Annotated in this window: 11 protein-coding genes; 5 read left to right on the forward strand and 6 right to left on the reverse strand. The window is 33.5% G+C overall.

All coding sequences use genetic code 11. The features are described 5' to 3' along the window. Positions 1-158: 158 nt before the first annotated feature. On the reverse strand, positions 159-2,348 hold the full coding sequence (locus KWG70_RS02015; protein ID WP_230934321.1) for a patatin-like phospholipase family protein: 2,190 nt from the start codon (positions 2,346-2,348) through the stop codon (positions 159-161). Positions 2,349-2,392: 44 nt separating this feature from the next. Then, positions 2,393-4,186 carry an excinuclease ABC subunit UvrC gene (gene uvrC / locus KWG70_RS02020; protein ID WP_230934322.1) on the reverse strand — a complete coding sequence of 598 codons (1,794 nt, stop codon included), beginning with the start codon at positions 4,184-4,186 and terminating at the stop codon, positions 2,393-2,395. 120 nt (positions 4,187-4,306) lie between these two features. Here uvrC and rimK point away from each other — a divergent pair, with 120 nt between their 5' ends. The 5 genes from rimK (at position 4,307) to KWG70_RS02045 (ending at position 8,700) form a co-directional block, all read left to right on the forward strand. Next, on the forward strand, positions 4,307-5,182 hold the full coding sequence (rimK, locus tag KWG70_RS02025; protein WP_230934323.1) for a 30S ribosomal protein S6--L-glutamate ligase: 876 nt from the start codon (positions 4,307-4,309) through the stop codon (positions 5,180-5,182). Further along, positions 5,183-6,154, forward strand: coding sequence for a succinylglutamate desuccinylase/aspartoacylase family protein (locus KWG70_RS02030; protein ID WP_230934324.1), 972 nt, complete (start codon positions 5,183-5,185; stop codon positions 6,152-6,154). Further along, on the forward strand, positions 6,147-6,716 hold the full coding sequence (locus tag KWG70_RS02035; RefSeq protein WP_230934325.1) for a 5-formyltetrahydrofolate cyclo-ligase: 570 nt from the start codon (positions 6,147-6,149) through the stop codon (positions 6,714-6,716). The genes KWG70_RS02030 and KWG70_RS02035 overlap by 8 nt, the downstream gene beginning before the upstream one ends. 113 nt (positions 6,717-6,829) lie before the next feature. After that, positions 6,830-8,284, forward strand: a complete 1,455-nt coding sequence (locus KWG70_RS02040; RefSeq protein ID WP_230934326.1) for an ATP-binding protein — start codon at positions 6,830-6,832, stop codon at positions 8,282-8,284. Between the two features lie 5 nt (positions 8,285-8,289). Next, entirely contained in the window at positions 8,290-8,700 is a 411-nt protein-coding gene (locus KWG70_RS02045; protein WP_230934327.1) for a response regulator, read from the forward strand. A 2-nt stretch (positions 8,701-8,702) separates the two neighbouring features. On the opposite strand, the gene KWG70_RS02050 is transcribed toward KWG70_RS02045, so the two are convergent. The 4 genes from KWG70_RS02050 to KWG70_RS02065 all read right to left on the reverse strand — a co-directional run bounded on the left by KWG70_RS02050 (position 8,703) and on the right by KWG70_RS02065 (position 17,670). Continuing rightward, a complete protein-coding gene (locus tag KWG70_RS02050) occupies positions 8,703-9,314 on the reverse strand; it encodes a lipoprotein signal peptidase (RefSeq protein WP_230934328.1) in 612 nt (203 codons plus the stop codon). 125 nt (positions 9,315-9,439) lie between these two features. Beyond that, entirely contained in the window at positions 9,440-9,817 is a 378-nt protein-coding gene (locus KWG70_RS02055; RefSeq protein ID WP_230934329.1) for a TraR/DksA family transcriptional regulator, read from the reverse strand. A 5-nt stretch (positions 9,818-9,822) separates the two neighbouring features. Next, the gene (gene ileS / locus KWG70_RS02060) at positions 9,823-13,227 is read right to left on the reverse strand and encodes an isoleucine--tRNA ligase (RefSeq protein WP_230934330.1); all 3,405 of its coding nucleotides are present in this window, start codon (positions 13,225-13,227) and stop codon (positions 9,823-9,825) included. 159 nt (positions 13,228-13,386) lie between these two features. After that, positions 13,387-17,670 (reverse strand): LamG-like jellyroll fold domain-containing protein, encoded by a 4,284-nt coding sequence (locus KWG70_RS02065; protein WP_230934331.1) that lies wholly within the window; start codon positions 17,668-17,670, stop codon positions 13,387-13,389. Positions 17,671-18,039: the final 369 nt, after the last annotated feature.

The following is an 18,039-nucleotide window of genomic DNA, read 5'->3' on the forward strand; positions in this document are numbered from 1 at the left end:
GTTTGAATTTGCTCAACTCAAAACATTTTGACTTGACATAAAGATACAAATATGTGTGCTTATTCAGGGTTTCTCTTGATAAGAAAATGAAGATAGCTTAATAAATCTTTGAAGAATAGATTTGACATGTTTCAAATATCGTGAAATTTCTCAATATTCTAAAACCAAAAGCCAATATTAAAGTACCAAATACTTTTTCGTTGTTCTGGCGAATAACTAAATTTTGCTTGAACAGGCCCTAAAAAAGTTTCGATACCATAACCAACACCATAACCTCTATAATCTGGTAGAGTAAACCATTCACCCGATTCAAAAATATCGTTATCCACATTAGCCCAATTGGCTTCTAAAGTGATATGATGTTTGTTAACTATTTCATAATCTGCACATGCATAAGCTTTCACGTAGCTATTACCTGTTAACGAAATAAAGTCATAGCCTAAGAATGGAATAAAATTATTAATCAAGTTATTGCCATAACCACCTAGTGCAAAATCTAAAGTTTGTGTTGAGTTATCTCCCAATTTAAATCCACCACTAGTTTGAAGGTTGATACTTAATTTATCTGAAATACTAAAGGCATAGCCTATATCTGCTTTAGCAATTGAAAATTGGTCAAACCCTGTATTAAAATCTGAAGCAAAAAGATAGGTATGAAAATCACCGTTAAAATAAACACCACTGGACGGATAATACTTATTATCATAGGTGTCTAATTTGAGTGTTCCAAAGACACTTAAATAATCGGTGTTCTCAAATACAAATTCGTCAGTTTCGGTATTAATTGTTATCGTTTCAGACTTAATATTCAAGCGCTTATGCTCAGCACCAATGCTTAATGCAAAGTCCTTTCTAAACAAGGTCTGCAAATAAAATTGATTGGTTTGATCTCGCAATTCAACATCAAGTTTATTTATTCCAGTAGCAGTAATTTGAGCATTGTCTAATAATAATTCGGCATTGATATTTTTTTCAAATTGATTGTACCGTGATCGCAAACCAATACTCCAATAAAACCCCTTATCGATAAGATACTCAAAATTATATCGCACATTATCTCCTAGAATGATATCTAAAGAGGCAATATCATTATCAAAAAGTAATTGTTTCTTGGTGAGATTGGCTAATGCTGCACTTTTGTATAAATCATCATAATGAACTCCTAACTTTAAAAACGTAGTGACCTTACTTTCTTCAAGTGTGGCATGTAAGTCATAACCCTCTTTAGATCTAGATTTTTTAAAATCATACTGGAATGCATCAAAATTATTAGTCGCTACAAGGTTATTTACTCCTCTGTCAAAATTTGAATAACTCACTTTCTCGTTCGTTTTAAGTTTTAACTTTCCTAAGATATAAGAGCGCGTGTATTTTTTATTTCCTTTTAAATAAATATCATTAATAGCAATACTATCTTTAGGAACAATCTTCAGATTGTGATTACTATCGTCATCAGATTTCTTTGGTAGTAGTGATAATTGATCTAATTGTGCTAAAGCAGCAAGCTTTCCATTTTCTATAATTTTTTTTCCTTCACTAAATGACACAACAGTAAAATCTTTAATGTCTGGTTTAATATAAACATCTGTCTTTTTAGACTTCAATTTCATATCATTTATTGTTCTAAAATTATTAATCTGCAATAACACATCAGGAGCCGATGTCATTTCTTCACGCGTAGCCAAACCATCTTGTACATCAACGCCAATAATGATATCCATACCTTTGGCTCTAAGCTCATCAATAGGATAGTTATTTGCAACTCCTCCATCAATGAGTAATTGACCATTAATGTTAACGGGTTGAAACAATGACGGGAAGGCACCACTAGCTGTAATACATAAGGGCAAGCTCCCAGAATCTAGCATCACTTGCTCTCCAGTTTCTATATTAGTAGCAATGCAAAAAAACGGAATAGGTAAATTATCAAAATCATCAACCTCACTAACATGAAGTGTGAGTTTTGACAACAAATTAAATACATTTTGACCTCTGGATAGCGCTGAAGGTAGTTTGAGTTTAAAATTATTAAATGGCAATGCTATAGCATACTTTTCAGTATTATCGCGCTCATAGAAAGTCTTTGCCGAACGTGGCAGATTATCATTGATGACTTTTTCAAAATCTAAGCTTCTAAAAATAGAATCCAATTGGTTACCAGAATATCCAGCTGAGTAAAGCGACCCAACAATTGCTCCCATACTTGTTCCTGCGACATAATCTACTTTAATCCCTAGACTATCAATAACCTTTAGCACACCAATATGCGCAAATCCTTTTGCACCACCTCCACTTAAGACTAAACCTATCTTTGGTTTGTCTGTTTTGTAATTGACTTGTGCTTTCATAGAAAACGTCAAACACAATATAAATATGATAACAACTATGCGCTTCACTTCTTACTGTAATAATCTATTATTTTTTGAGCTCTAGATAAGCCAACTACTTTTTCTAAATCTTCTTTTTTGGCTTCGGAAATTCGCTTGACCGATTTAAATTGTTTCATCAACGCCACGACCGTTTGCTCTCCTATACCAGGAATGGTTTCCAACTCTGTTGAAAGCGCACTTTTACTTCGTCTATTTCGATGATGCTCAATACCAAAACGATGTGCTTCATTTCTTAATTGTTGAATAATTTTAAGCGTTTCGCTTTTCTTGTCTAAATATAGCGGAATTGGATCATCTGGATAAAATAATTCTTCCAAACGTTTTGCAATTCCGATAATAGCAATTTTCTGTCTCAAATTTAAAGCATCTAAGCTTTTAATTGCCGATGATAATTGTCCTTTTCCGCCGTCAATAATAATAAGTTGTGGTAATGGTTGTTCTTCTTCTAATAAACGTTTGTAACGTCTATATACTACCTCTTCCATTGATGCAAAATCATCAGGACCTTCTACCGTTTTAATATTAAAATGTCTATAGTCTTTTTTACTTGGTTTACCATCCTTGAACACAACACAAGCGGCTACAGGATGCGTTCCTTGTATGTTCGAATTATCAAAACATTCAATGTGACGTGGTTCTTCCGACAGGCGTAAATCAGATTTCATTTGTGCCATGATGCGATTCGCATGACGATCTGGATCAATAATTTTAACTTGTTTGAAACGCTCCATACGATAGTACTTTGCATTTCTAAGCGATAAATCTAAAATATGCTTTTTATCTCCCAACTTAGGAACAGTAACTCTAATCTCGTCTCCCAAATCAACTTTAAAAGGCACGTAAATTTCTTTAGATCCAGAGTTAAAACGCTGTCGTATTTCTGTAATTGATAGCTCCAATAATTCTTTATCTGTTTCGTCTAATTTCTTTTTTATTTCTAAGGTATGTGATCTAATAATACTTCCGTAGGACAATTGTAAAAAATTAATATACGCATAGCTTTCATCACTCATAATACTAAACACATCGACATTGCTAATTTTAGGATTCACAATAGTAGATTTTGCTTGATAGTTTTCTAAAACTTCTATTTTTTCCTTAATTCGTTGTGCTTCCTCAAATTGCATATCTTGAGCCAATTGCTTCATTTGTGTCTTGAACTGAGATAACGAGTCTTTAAAATTTCCTTTTATTATTTCCCGTATTGCAACTATGTTTCTATTGTAATCTTCTTCTGTTTGCAAATTTTCACATGGTCCTTTACAATTCCCTAAATGATACTCAAGACAGACTTTATACTTTCCTGCTTCTATTTTTTCTTTAGATAAATTAAAATTACACGTTCGTAATTGATATAACCCTCTAATTAAGTCGAGTAAAGTGTGAACCGTCTTCATACTAGTATAGGGTCCAAAATATTCAGAACCATCTTTAAACACACGTCGTGTTGAAAACACTCTAGGAAAACGTTCTTTTTTTATACAAATCCAAGGATAGGATTTATCATCTTTAAGCAATACATTATAACGTGGCTTGTATTTTTTTATAAGATTGTTTTCTAGTAAAAGTGCGTCGGTTTCGGTATCAACAACGATATGTTTAACACTAGCTATTTTTTTTACTAATACTCTCGTCTTACCATTATCATGTGTTTTCGTAAAATATGAACTCACACGTTTCTTTATATCTTTTGCTTTTCCTACATAAATTAAATTATCATCTGCATCAAAATATTGATATACGCCAGGCTGACGAGGTAAGGTCTTTAATTGAATATCTAACGTAGGTTTTTGCATTACTCAAAGGTAAATGAAAAGCTAATATTGTAAAAATTAAATGCTAACGTATTTTAGTATATTGCAACATCGTTAAATGGGTTTGGTTTTATGAGTTACCAAACACCTTAAGCACCTTACATGAATATTGTCATTTTATCTAGAAACCCACATTTATATTCGACCCAACGACTGGTAAAAGAAGGAGAAGCAAGGGGTCATGATATGGAAGTTATTGATCCTCTTAAATGTGATATTATCATTGAAAAAGAAAAACCTACCATTTACTATAAAGACCGCTACTTAGACTATGTAGATGCTATTGTTCCAAGAATAGGAGCTTCGGTTACTTTTTATGGTTGTGCTGTAGTAAGACAATTTGAAATGATGGGTGTATTTACTATTGTAACTTCAGATGCCATTTTACGATCTCGTGACAAATTAAGAAGCTTACAGCGCTTAAGTAAAGCTGGTATTGGAATGCCAAAAACCGTGTTCACAAATTACTCTCGAGATGTTGAGGAAGTTATCGAACATGTAGGTGGAACTCCAGTGATCATAAAACTTTTAGAAGGCACTCAAGGTTTAGGTGTTGTTTTAGCTGAAACAAAAAATGCAGCAGAGTCTGTACTTGAAGCCTTTAACGGATTGCAGGCCAGAGTCATTGTTCAAGAATATATTAAAGAAGCAAAAGGTGCCGATATTAGAGCTTTGGTTGTTGACGGACAAGTAGTAGGTGCTATGAAACGCCAAGGAAAAGAAGGTGAATTTAGATCTAATCTGCATCGTGGCGGAAGTGCTAATATTATAAAATTGAATACTGATGAATTGCGTGTTGCTATGAATGCTTCAAAAGCATTGAAATTACCCGTTTGCGGTGTTGATATGTTACAATCTGAAAGAGGTCCATTACTTTTAGAAGTGAACTCAACACCAGGATTGGAAGGTATAGAAACTGCTACAGGAAAAAATATTGCTAGAGCGATTATCACTTTTATTGAACGCAACAGAAAATAGATGAGCGAAAAAGACATATTAGAAATTTTAGGTGAGGATGTCCCTCTAGGAAAAAGCAAAACAGTAAGTTTTAATGTTGCTAAACTTCACACGCAGAATACTATTGATGTTCCTGTTATTATTGAACGCTCGAAAAAACCAGGTCCAACAGTTTTAATTACCGCTGGCATACATGGAGATGAAGTAAATGGCGTAGAAATTGTTAGACAGATTATTGCCAAAGGCATCAATAAACCAAAGAGAGGAACGATTATCTGTGTTCCTGTTATTAATGTTTTTGGTTTCATCCAGATGGATCGAGAATTTCCAGATGGTCGAGATTTAAATCGTGTATTCCCAGGAATTAAAGGTGGTTCGTTAGCCAGTCGGGTTGCTTTTAAATTAGTAACCGAAATTTTACCTCATGCCGATTTGGTAATTGATTTCCATACAGGCGGAGCAGATCGTTTTAATGCAGCTCAAATTAGGATTATCAAAGGTGAAAAAAACCTCAAAAAGCTGGCAAAAGTCTTTGGAGCCCCTTTTGTTTTGTACTCGAAGAACCTCAATAAGTCGTTTAGAAATACCTGTTATAAATTAGGTGTCCCTATACTTCTTTTTGAAGGTGGAAAATCGTTTAATATTGACAATACAATTACAAACACAGGTGTAAATGGTGCTAAACGTGTATTAGATCATTTAGAAATGCTTAATAGCAAGTTTAAAGTTTCACAACCAAAAAAATCATGTGTATTTATTTCAAATAGTAAATGGATTCGCGCCAATTACTCTGGAATGTTCAAACCCACTGTCAAGATAAATACTCATGTTTTAAAAGGCGATGTTATTGGTCATATCACAGACCCATATGGGAGTTTTAATCACTTTGTCAAAGCGCCAAATGACGGCTATATCTTTAATATCAACGAATCTCCAATTATTTATCAAGGTGATGCGATCTTTCATATTTCAACAGCTTTAAAAAATGACTAAAGCAGAATTACGAAAAGCCTATAAACAACTTCGAAAGCATCTTTCCGAAGAACAAATTGAAACATTGAGTTTGCAAATTGCAAATCAATTGCTCGCTTTACCAATTTGGGATCGTGATTTTTATCATCTCTTTTTATCTATTACTGAGCATAACGAAATTAATACTGACTACATACTCAATATTCTCTCAGGAAAAGACAAGAATATTGTCATTTCTAAAAGCAATTTTTCTACGCTTGAAATGTCGCACTACTTATTGACCGACAATACTAAAATCAAAAAAAACGAATGGAATATTCCAGAACCTGTGGATGGAATTCCCATTAACTCCTCTCTAATTGATGTGGTATTTATTCCATTACTCGCTTTTGATAATACTGGACATCGTGTAGGCTACGGAAAAGGATTTTACGATGCGTTTTTAGCAACATGTAAACCTGAAACACTAAAGATTGGACTTTCCTTTTTTCAAAGTTCAGAGCAAGAAATTTCTGATATCTACGACACTGATGTCAAGTTAGATTATTGTATTACTCCTAACAAGATTTATACATTTCTTTAATTAGTTTTTATCGATTAAATGCATAAAAATTAGATTAAATGCATTTTTTTTATATATTGCATTCCTTAACATAAGAATTTAATCCCTAAATCTGATTCTTAACCTACTAATTAATGACGGAATCTGCCCTAAAAGAAAAGCTAATTTCTAATAGTGACTATTGCTATTGGGAATTAAATGACAATACAAGTTATTGGTCAAAAGCGTTTATCAATAATCTCGGTTACCAACCAAATGATGTTACCATCAAACTCGACTTTTTCTTAAATAATATTATTCATGAGGATTATCGTGCTCCTTTTAAAGATAATTTCTACAACCTAGTTAGACATGATGTCGACTTTAAGCAAAATGTGCTGCTACGAAGTAAAGAAGGAAAATATCTAGAGTACGTATGTAAAACAAATGAAGACATCACTATTGATTCAAAAGAAAACTCAAAAACCATTTTCTTTTTCAAATCCAAGTTAAACACTCATGAAAAGGTAAGAGGTGGTACGTTTTATTATCATGAGACTGCTATGATGACTTCTACCGGAAGTTGGTATATAGATTTTGAAAAGAAGAAAAGTTATTGGGATCATATCACCCGTAAAATATTAGAATATCCTGAAGACTTTATCCCATCATTAAAAATGGGATTAAAACTATACGCCAAAGAACATCATGCACTAGCCACAAATGTATTTATGGAATGTGGAATGTCTGGAAAACCATTTGATGTTGAAATTTTAATGGTTACAGCACACAATAGAAAGTTTTGGGCTAGAGCTATGGGAAAGCCTGTATTTAATGATAATAAAGAGATTATTGGTTTAAGAGGTGTGTTTCAAGATATTGATGATGTAAAGCAAAAAGAGATCAATCTTGAAAGAACATCGGAAATCATTGCTTCTCAAAATTCTCGATTATTCAATTTTGCACATATTGTATCTCATAATTTACGATCTCATTCTAGCAATCTATCGCTAATTGTTCAACTCATCGATGATATGGACAGCGTCGAAGAAAAGTTAGAATTAATGGACAACATTAAAGATGTGTCTGATAGTTTAAATACCACAATCGAACATTTAAACGAAGTTGTAACGATTCAAACCAATGCAGACCAACATAGAGAAAAGGTAAGCTTTGCTGCAACCTTAAATCAAGTTTGTACTTCAATAAGTCAAATCATATCGACAAACAACGTTACCATACTTCCTGACTTTAGTGAGGTTAAAGACGTAGACTATATTCCTGCTTACATGGATAGTATTTTATTAAATTTATTAACCAACGCCATCAAATATAAACATGTTGATAGAGATCCTATCATTACTGTAAAAACATCTGTTGACTATAAAGATAATGACCGTGTGGTTTTAGAAGTTAAAGACAATGGTGCAGGAATAGATATGGAAAAATTTGGTGACAAGGTTTTTGGAATGTATAAAACGTTTCATTATAATAAAGATGCTGTTGGTATTGGCTTATTTATTACCAAAAATCAAATAGAATCTTTAAACGGAGAAATAAAAGTAAATAGTATATTGAACGAAGGCACTACATTTACCATTAAATTTTAATAGATATGACCGATAAAATTAAACTCGCTTGCATTATTGACGATGACAGTATCTATGTAAATTTGATAAGGAAAATTATAGAGACTAAAAAACTATGTGACAATCTTCTTGTATTTAATGATGGCAAAGATGGCATAGAGTATTTTGAAACCATTCTTCAAAATTTAGAAGATAAATTTATTCCAGAGGTTATACTGCTTGATTTGAATATGCCTGTTATGGATGGTTGGGAATTTATTGAACGATTTACAACGATAAGGAATAAGATAAAAAAAACAATTACACTCTATGTGGTAAGTTCTTCCATTAATCAAAGAGATATAGCTAAGGCAAAGTCTTTATCAAGTGTAAAAAACTACTTAGTAAAGCCTGTAGAAATAGATCAGCTTGAAGCTGTATTTACAAAAACTGCTTAAGGTTATCTAAAAGCGCGTTTATTAAAGACTATTAAAATTCCTATTCCCGTACTTATAGCCATATCTGCTATATTAAAAACGGGGTCAAAAAAACTGGCTGAGTTTCCACCAACAAAAGGTAACCAATTTGGTAACTTTCCTTCCCAAATAGGAAAATGCAACATATCTACCACACTACCATGAAATAGCGTGTCATAACCTTGATCTGGTAAAAATGTAGCTACTTGACCATCACTAGAATCAAATATAATCCCATAAAACACAGAATCTATAATATTACCTAAGGCACCAGCTAGAATAAGTGAAATAGCAAAAATTAAAATCTTAGGGCTTTTACTTTTTATAGATGTATGTAGCCAATAACCTATGCCAAAAACAGCAATAATTCTAAATGATGTCAAACACACCTTTGCTGTTCTATCAGAAATGGAAGGAATAAAATCACTAAGTTTTGTTCCCCAAGCCATCCCATCATTTTCTACAAAGGCAATTTGAAACCAACTTAAGACCTCTACTTTTTCCTTTAGAGTAAAATGGGTTTTAATATAAAACTTGCTTATTTGATCGATAAGCAAAATGAGAATGATAAGAATAGTAGCTTTTTTTAAAGACATTTTTTGGGTTTAAGCATCAACAAAAATAGGGTTAATATTGTAAACGCTAATTAATACATCTAATTGTAGTATATAAAAAAACGTCTCATAAATCTTATGAGACGTTTTTTTATAGTGATGTAAAATTATTTCTGCATGTTCTTTGCTTCAATACTAAGTGTAGCATGAGGTACTAATTCTAGGCGCTTTTTATTAATTAGTTTTCCTGTGACACGACAAATACCATATGTTTTATTCTCAATACGAATTAGAGCATTTTTGAGATCACGAATAAACTTTTCTTGTCGAATCGCTAATTGAGAATTTGACTCTTTGCTCATAACAGCGCTACCTTCATCAAACGCTTTAAACGTTGGTGACGTATCGTCTGTACCATTATTATGGTCATTCATGTAAGCGCTTTTGATCAACTCTAGATCATGTTGTGCTTTTTCTATTTTTTCTTGAATAAGTGCTTTAAATTCACTTAAGTCGCTATCTGAATATCTTATTTTGTCAGGCATAATTTCTACATTTTTTTAATAAACAATTTGGTATTTACATCATCAAAAGCAATTTCTATACCATTATTTAAGTCCTCTAAAATCTCTAACTCATCGGTTAATGTTTCTGTTTTAATGTACTCTAAATTTGTGTTTATCGCGTTAATAATTTGATCGTCTTTTTTAAACTGTACTGCAATTCTATCGGTGAGCTCAAATCCAGAATCCTTACGTAAATTTTGAATTCTGTTTACCAACTCTCTTGCAATACCTTCTTTCTTTAAATCTTCAGTTAAAGTAACATCTAAAGCAACAGTTAATGCTCCAGCGCTTGCGACAAGCCAACCCTCAATATCTTTAGAAGTGATCTCAACATCAGATTGTTCTAAAGTAATGTTTTTTCCATTAACTTCAACGTTTAAAACGCCATTTTGCTCGATTTTTTTAATATCTTCAGCTGTAAAGTTGTTAACTGCCTGAGCCACAGCTTTCATGTCTTGTCCAAAACGTGGCCCTAAAACTTTAAAGTTTGGTTTTATTTGTTTCACCAATATATCTGAAGCATCTTCTAGAACCTCAACATCCTTAACATTTACTTCAGATTTGATCAAATCTGAAACCGCTAATATTTCTTCCTTTTGGGTTTGACTATCAATAGGAATCATAATTTTCTGTAAAGGCTGACGCACTTTAATCTTTTCTTTAGCTCTTAACGATAATACCAGTGAAGAAATTGTTTGCGCACTTTCCATTTTACGTTCTAAACGTTTATCAACATAAGAGGCGTCATATTGAGGGAAATCTGCTAAGTGTACACTTTCAAAGTCTTCTTTGTTAGTCACGGCATTTAAATCTAGGTACAATCTATCCATAAAGAAAGGTGCAATTGGCGCTCCTAACTTAGCAATAGTCTCCATACAAGTATATAGTGTTTGATATGCTGAAATTTTATCCGATTGATAATCTCCTTTCCAGAAACGTCTTCTACTTAATCGTACATACCAGTTACTTAAATAATCTTGTGTAAAATCTGAAATCGCTCTCGCTGCTTTTGTTGGTTCATATTCTGCATAGTAATCATCTACTTTTTGAATCAATGTATTCAATTCGGATAAAATCCAACGGTCAATTTCTGGTCGATCTGCTAAAGGAATATCAACTTCAGAATACGTAAAATTATCTAGGTTTGTATATAAGGTAAAGAATGAATAGGTGTTGTATAATGTTCCAAAGAACTTACGTTTCACTTCTTCAATTCCATCCAAATCAAACTTAAGGTTATCCCAAGGATTGGCATTCATAATCATATACCAACGAGTGGCATCTGCACCATATGTTCCTAGGGTTTCAAATGGATCTGTAGCATTACCTAAACGCTTAGACATTTTTTGCCCATTCTTGTCTAAAACCAATCCGTTAGACACTACATTTTTGTAGGCTACAGAATCAAACACCATTGTACCAATAGCATGTAAGGTATAAAACCAACCACGTGTTTGATCGACACCTTCAGCAATAAAATCGGCTGGAAATGATTTTTTATCATCGATTAATTCTTTATTTTCAAACGGATAGTGCCATTGTGCATAAGGCATCGAACCAGAGTCGAACCATACATCAATTAAATCACTTTCACGTTTCATAGGTTGACCGCTTTCAGATACTAATACAATGTCATCAACTATATTTTTATGCAAGTCTATTTTCGCATAATTCTCATCTGAAAAATCTCCTACTTCAAAACTTTCGAAGATATCTTTAGCCAAGACACCAGCTTTAACAGCTTTAGCCATTTCAGCTTTTAACTCTTCAACAGAACCAATACAAATTTCTTCTTTACCGTCTTCGGTTCTCCAGATTGGTAATGGAATTCCCCAATAACGTGATCGTGATAAATTCCAATCGTTTGCATTAGCTAACCAGTTCCCAAATCGTCCAGTACCAGTAGACTCAGGTTTCCAATTAATCGTTGTATTAAGGGCATGCATTCTATCTTTGACATCAGTCACTTTGATAAACCAAGAGTCTAACGGATAGTACAAGATAGGTTTGTCTGTACGCCAACAATTTGGATAACTATGCTTATATTTTTCAACCTTAAAGGCTTTATTTTCTTCTTTTAATTTAATGGCAAGTTCAACATCAACTGAACGCTCTGGCGCTTCACCTTCTGCGTAATATTCATTCTTCACATATTTACCAGCAAACTCGTTTAATTCTGGTCTAAAACGACCTTGTAAATCGACTAATGGCACTAAATTGCCATTATCATCTTTCACTAATAAAGGCGGAACTTCTGGTGTTGCTTGTTTAGCAACCATGGCATCATCTGCTCCAAACGTTGGTGCTGTATGTACAATTCCTGTACCATCTTCGGTTGTAACGAAATCTCCAGAAATCACTCTAAAGGCATTTTCCGGATTATCATTTGGTAAAGCGTATGGTAATAATTGTTCATAAGTTATTCCAACTAAACCTGAACCTTTAAACTCCTTAACCACATAATACGGTATCTTTTTATCTCCTGAATTGTAAGCTAATAAGTCTGATTTTTCTTCAACCAAATTATACTTTCCAGAAAACTGATAGTTTACTAATTTCTTAGCTAAGATCACGTTCATTGGCTGAAACGTATATTGATTGTACGTTTCTACTAAAACATAATCAATTTTAGGTCCAACGGTTAACGCTGTATTACTTGGTAATGTCCAAGGTGTTGTTGTCCATGCTAAGAAAAAGATATCACCTTCATTTTGTAAAAAATCTGGCAATGAGGATTCATTAGCTTTAAATTGTGCAACCACAGTGGTGTCGGTCACATCTTGATATGTTCCTGGTTGATTTAGTTCGTGAGAACTTAACCCCGTTCCAGCTTTAGGCGAATACGGCTGAATCGTATACCCTTTGTATAATAAGCTTTTGTCGTAAATTTGTTTGAGCAACCACCAAACACTTTCCATGTATTTAGGATCGTAAGTTATATATGGATCATCCATATTTACCCAATAGCCCATTTTTTGTGTGAGGTCATTCCACACATCAGTATAACGCATGACGGCTTTACGGCAGGCAGCATTATAATCTTCGACAGAAATTGTTTTTCCAATATCTTCTTTGGTAATACCAAGTTCTTTTTCTACACCAAGTTCAATAGGTAAGCCATGAGTATCCCAACCTGCTTTACGCTTTACTTGGTAGCCTTTCATGGTTTTATAACGTGGAAAAATATCTTTAATCGCACGTGCTAAAACGTGGTGTACTCCAGGCAATCCATTGGCAGATGGAGGCCCTTCAAAAAAGACAAAAGGTGTATGACCTTCTCTCGTAGAAATGCTTTTTTCAAAGATGTTATTTTCTTGCCAATAGTTGAGGATGTCTTCTGCAACTTTTGGTAAGTCAAGTCCTTTATATTCAGGAAATTTACCGTTCATGATATCAATATTCTAATCGCGTCGCGAAATTAAGGAATTTTGAGAAAAATAATGCTAGAAATAGCGTAAAAACGAAGCATAATAGTTATGAAATAAAAAAAGCAAGGCCAATTAAGACACTTGCTTTTTTTCAGCGGTTTGCCGGGATTAGGGGCTCTTTTAATTTATAATTATCTTTTTAGTCTCTACACGTGATCCCATTTTAAGATATACCACATAAGTTCCGGTACTTAAATTTGAAACTTCTATTCCGTTATCTAACTCTTGAGCCGTAAGATTTTTATAGGCTCTTACAGATTGTCCTAAGATATTTAGAAACATCAATTGGTCGACATCTGTTTGCAATCCTTTAGCAAATAATTTATCTGAATCGTTATTAAAATAAATGAGGTTATACTGGTAGTCATCATCATTGGTAGATAAAGACTCCTCTTCAGATTGAAATACGATTTCAAATCTGTTGTTAAATTCACCTTCATCAGAAGAAAACTCATAAGCTAAATCAGACTTAAGATCGAAGTACGTTCCTGTAAGATTATCTTTTAGGTATATCGCTTGTTCTTCTTCAAAATTTTCAAATTGTGTCGCTTTAATGTTGTAATTGTAGCTTCCAGATGCCTTTAACGACAATGGTACTATTTTATCATCTGATATTGCACTATAAGCTTGCATGGTCATTAATTGATTTTCAAAAATCAAGTTAAGATCATCTTCATTTTCATCTACATTTTTAGCATCATAACCATAGTCATAATCATCTGATGTAAAGTTGCTAAACCCTAATAATAATTCACGTCGTGTTGCAGGACCATCTACTGAACTAAACTCTAATCGAACTTTTTGCATAATTGGTTCTTCTGTAGTTTGATCTGAAATTGAACTATCCTCTTCAGTATTTGCATTTCTGAAGAAAATTGAACCATTATTATAGTTACCTGCGTAATCAGATTCTTTTTTAAAGACTCTCTGACCATTATTGAATTCAATAGTTCCGTCGGCAACAATTTCAGTCATAAACCCTTGTCCAACTGGCAAATATCTAGTTGGTGTTTTTGTTCCATCCTGACTTCCATTATTAGCACCTTCAATTCCAACAAATTGATATGCTCTAACCGATCCCATTTTATTAACCTGAGCATAACCTCCATCATACTCGTCTAAGTTATGTGATGTTCCGCTCCACTGTTGCCATAATTGTAATGTTCCATCAATAACACCAGCATTATCATCAATAAATTGGTGAATATCTAAAGCAGATGCATAAGGGTTTCCTAATAAATAATCGGTTTTAGATACCGCAGGTACTGATCCATTTCCGCCAGTATCAATAACATCAATTAAAATGGTACCATTATTTGGTTTTCCTTCAAAAATGAATTGTTGGTTCGGATCTGAAGTTCCTGTTCCTTTTTGAGTATAACCTACTCCAGGTTCTACTGGACTTGTAGGTGTTACAGCAGACCAATCCCAATATTCAATTCCGTTTTTATAAGAATACAACCAACTTATACTCACTTTTCCAACTTCATCGTAAGCACTTGTAAACTCTACAGCACTACCATCTCCTTTTTTAAGCATATTTAGCCTATAATCTGAATTGTTTGGGTTGTTCGTATTGGTATTATTATCTGCTAGTGAGGTAGCTCCTAACTGACCAACTGGAGACGACCAATAGTTATACCAATATACACTTGAATTTCCTTCTTGACGTCTTAATATTTTACCTGTAGCCGAGGTTACTAAATCACTATTAGATCCTTGAATTAATTGCGAATCGTTTGAAAGATCTATAGTTCCATCTAGTTTTAAATATTTTGAAACATTGAGTTGTAAGTCTGTACTATTATCTCCAACAGAGAATTCATTATTGCTATCAACAATCAACCCTAGTGCTAGCATACCTTCTTGTGAGTCTAATGATGTTATAAGATTTACATCATTTTTAATGTGGTAAATCCCCCAGCTTATTAGTTCATCATCTCCAGACGAAGCCGCTTGTGTTATTTCATCTCCTGGAATGTACCAAACATCACCATGCAACCACGTATTTTTATGATCCCATCTTCCATTTTGTTTTGTTTCAAAAGGCATTGGAGCCGTTTGTTCTTGGATTGTAGTAATGTTATACATCTTAGCATCACGTCCTTTTGGAGATTGATCCTCAATGATGTTTGTTTTCACATCGGTAAGTGGATAGTACAACTCTAAACTAGACCAGTCAATATTATTAATAGTATTTTCTAGGATTGCTCCTTTTAATTGACCACCAACATTTTCGATTTCCTGATATACAATGGTTTGAATTTCTTCTTCGGTCAAATTTGTATTAAAAACTCTTATTTCGTCAATCGCACCTTTAAAAAAGCTTGATGCTAAAAGTGTTTCTCTATTTCCTATTCTAAAGACTTCTTCATCTGATGTCGTAGAACTTGTAAAAGCCACAGCGTTAATTAAATTTGTTGAAAATGCTTCCTCTCCATCCAAAAACAAATATGCTCTATTATCAGTAAAAGACACCTTTACAGCGACATGACGCCATACATTTCGTTCTATCTCTAAAGTAGATTTATAAATCGTTCGACTTGCAATTGCGCCAGTTGACTTAACGAACTTAATGGTAGCGCGAATCTCTTTATCTGTGATATACACCTCTATAGCGTTTTCTTCTCCAAAGACAAATTTTTCGCTAGTATCCGAAGCATTAGAATCACTTTTAATCCAAGCCATTAGTGTTACACCATCGGTATCTGTTTGAGTTATTGATGAAAACACTGAAGCTCCAACAACATAATCATCTACACCATCAAAATCAAGCGTAGCCGAAGGTGGTGGGTTAGTGTTGAATAAATCACGATAGTCTAAATCTCCTCCTGTATATAAATCATTATCGGTATCTGGTAATACTGAAGATTCTGGCGTATTAATATCATCATTAACATCAAGGGGATCATTAGTATTACTGCCTTCAAATAGCAAATCTAAACCATCATTATCAGCATCTGAAAAAGAAGAAATACTATCGGCCATACCGTTTTCTTCAATATCAGGGATATTATCATTATCTGTATCTAAATCTAAGACATCTGGTGTGTTATCATCATCAGTATCTACTGTAATAATTCCTTCACCATATGCTGTATCTATACCAAACTTACTAACACTCCCTGTTGGTGACACATATCCTAAAGTTGTTTGACCTTCTACATTATCTGGTATACCATCATTATCACTATCTAAATCTAGATGGTTATATTTTCCATCTTTATCAAAATCTTCTCCAGTAATAATAACTAATGAATTAGCATTAAAATCTAAAAACTCACATTGGGTAAAAGACATTCCAAATTGGCGTTTCGTAGTTGAGCTGCCGGTTTTGATTCCTTGCATTCTCATAGTAAATGAATTACCTATAAACTGATAATATGCCCTTAATACTTTCAATGTTGAAAAACCTGGTCCTTCCTGCAATCCGGAAGCACTAATTTGCACATCACTACCAACTGGTAAAACTTCCAAAGAAGTAGGGTTTTCTGTTCCATATGCTGCAGGATTGTAATAAATAACAGATTCTTTCATACTACCACTACCATCGCAATCCCATGTAATTCCATTAATTCTAAATATTTCCGTTGAAGGTGTTGTTGTTCCAGAATTGACAACTGTAAATTTAAATGTTACTCCGGGAGTACCTACACCCGAAAGGTTTAGTTCTGTTTGTAAGTATGTAGGATTATCTACGGTATCAACATCTATGTTTGCAATGGTTGCATTGGTCATTTCGGTAACTTCCATGAGAACGTCATATCCTTGAATGGCATTTCCAAATCTGTATACAGCACCTACTAGGCCTTCAGCAGCAGTACTTGCTGCCGCATCATAGCTTCCATTTTCGAATTTTAATTCTGGTAAAGTACATTCGAACCTATCTTGACCAAGGTTTTCTGCACCATCGGTAATCCCATCTCCATCATCATCATAATCTAAATAATCTGCGTAACCATCTTTATCTGTATCTAATTGAGCATTACAAGTTGCGTCACCACCAGATACATTAAAAAACACGGTTGAACCAGTTGTATTAGCGCTGGCACCATTGTCATTAATAACTTGCACTCCAGCTACTGTTACAGTGATATACGCACTCTGCCAACCATCATTGGCAATATCGTACATTTTGATATAGTAATTATTACCATTGGTAACACAACCTAAATCAAATTTTGCACCATATTTATCTGTGACACCTGCTTGAGTTGAAACGTAGCATTGGTTATCATCACAAATAGTGGCAATCAAATCGTTAGCCGTATTGTAAATCTCAACTTTATTTTCGAACGAATCACCTCCCCATTTTACAGTGACTTGAACATCTGAATTTTGGGCAATATTTTTATTACATATAAAAAATATGGCTAGTAGGCATATTAGTAGTTTTGTTCTCATAATATTATAGTTTGGGACTATTTTAATTATGTACTACTTAAATTTTAGTCTAATGGATTTTAACTTTGAGGGAAGTTTAGATATCTTAAAACCTTATGATTAGTTTTAAAATACTTCACAATAATAGTACTTCGTATGAAAACGTGAAAATCAAGTCCTTGTCTTATTCGATAAACAAATAATAAAATCGATAAAGTGTATTTTGCCAATAATGAAATACCTAAAATACCGATTAAAAACACCTGTTTTTGGGAAGTTTTATACTTTTAATTACCTAAAACACAAAACATTATTTGCAGATTAGCCAAAAGTGTATAAATAAAAAAAGCAAGGTCTGTACGACACTCGCTTTTTTTCAGTTTGCTATTA

Source organism: Psychroserpens luteolus (genome assembly GCF_021032705.1).
Lineage (GTDB): Bacteria > Bacteroidota > Bacteroidia > Flavobacteriales > Flavobacteriaceae > Psychroserpens > Psychroserpens luteolus.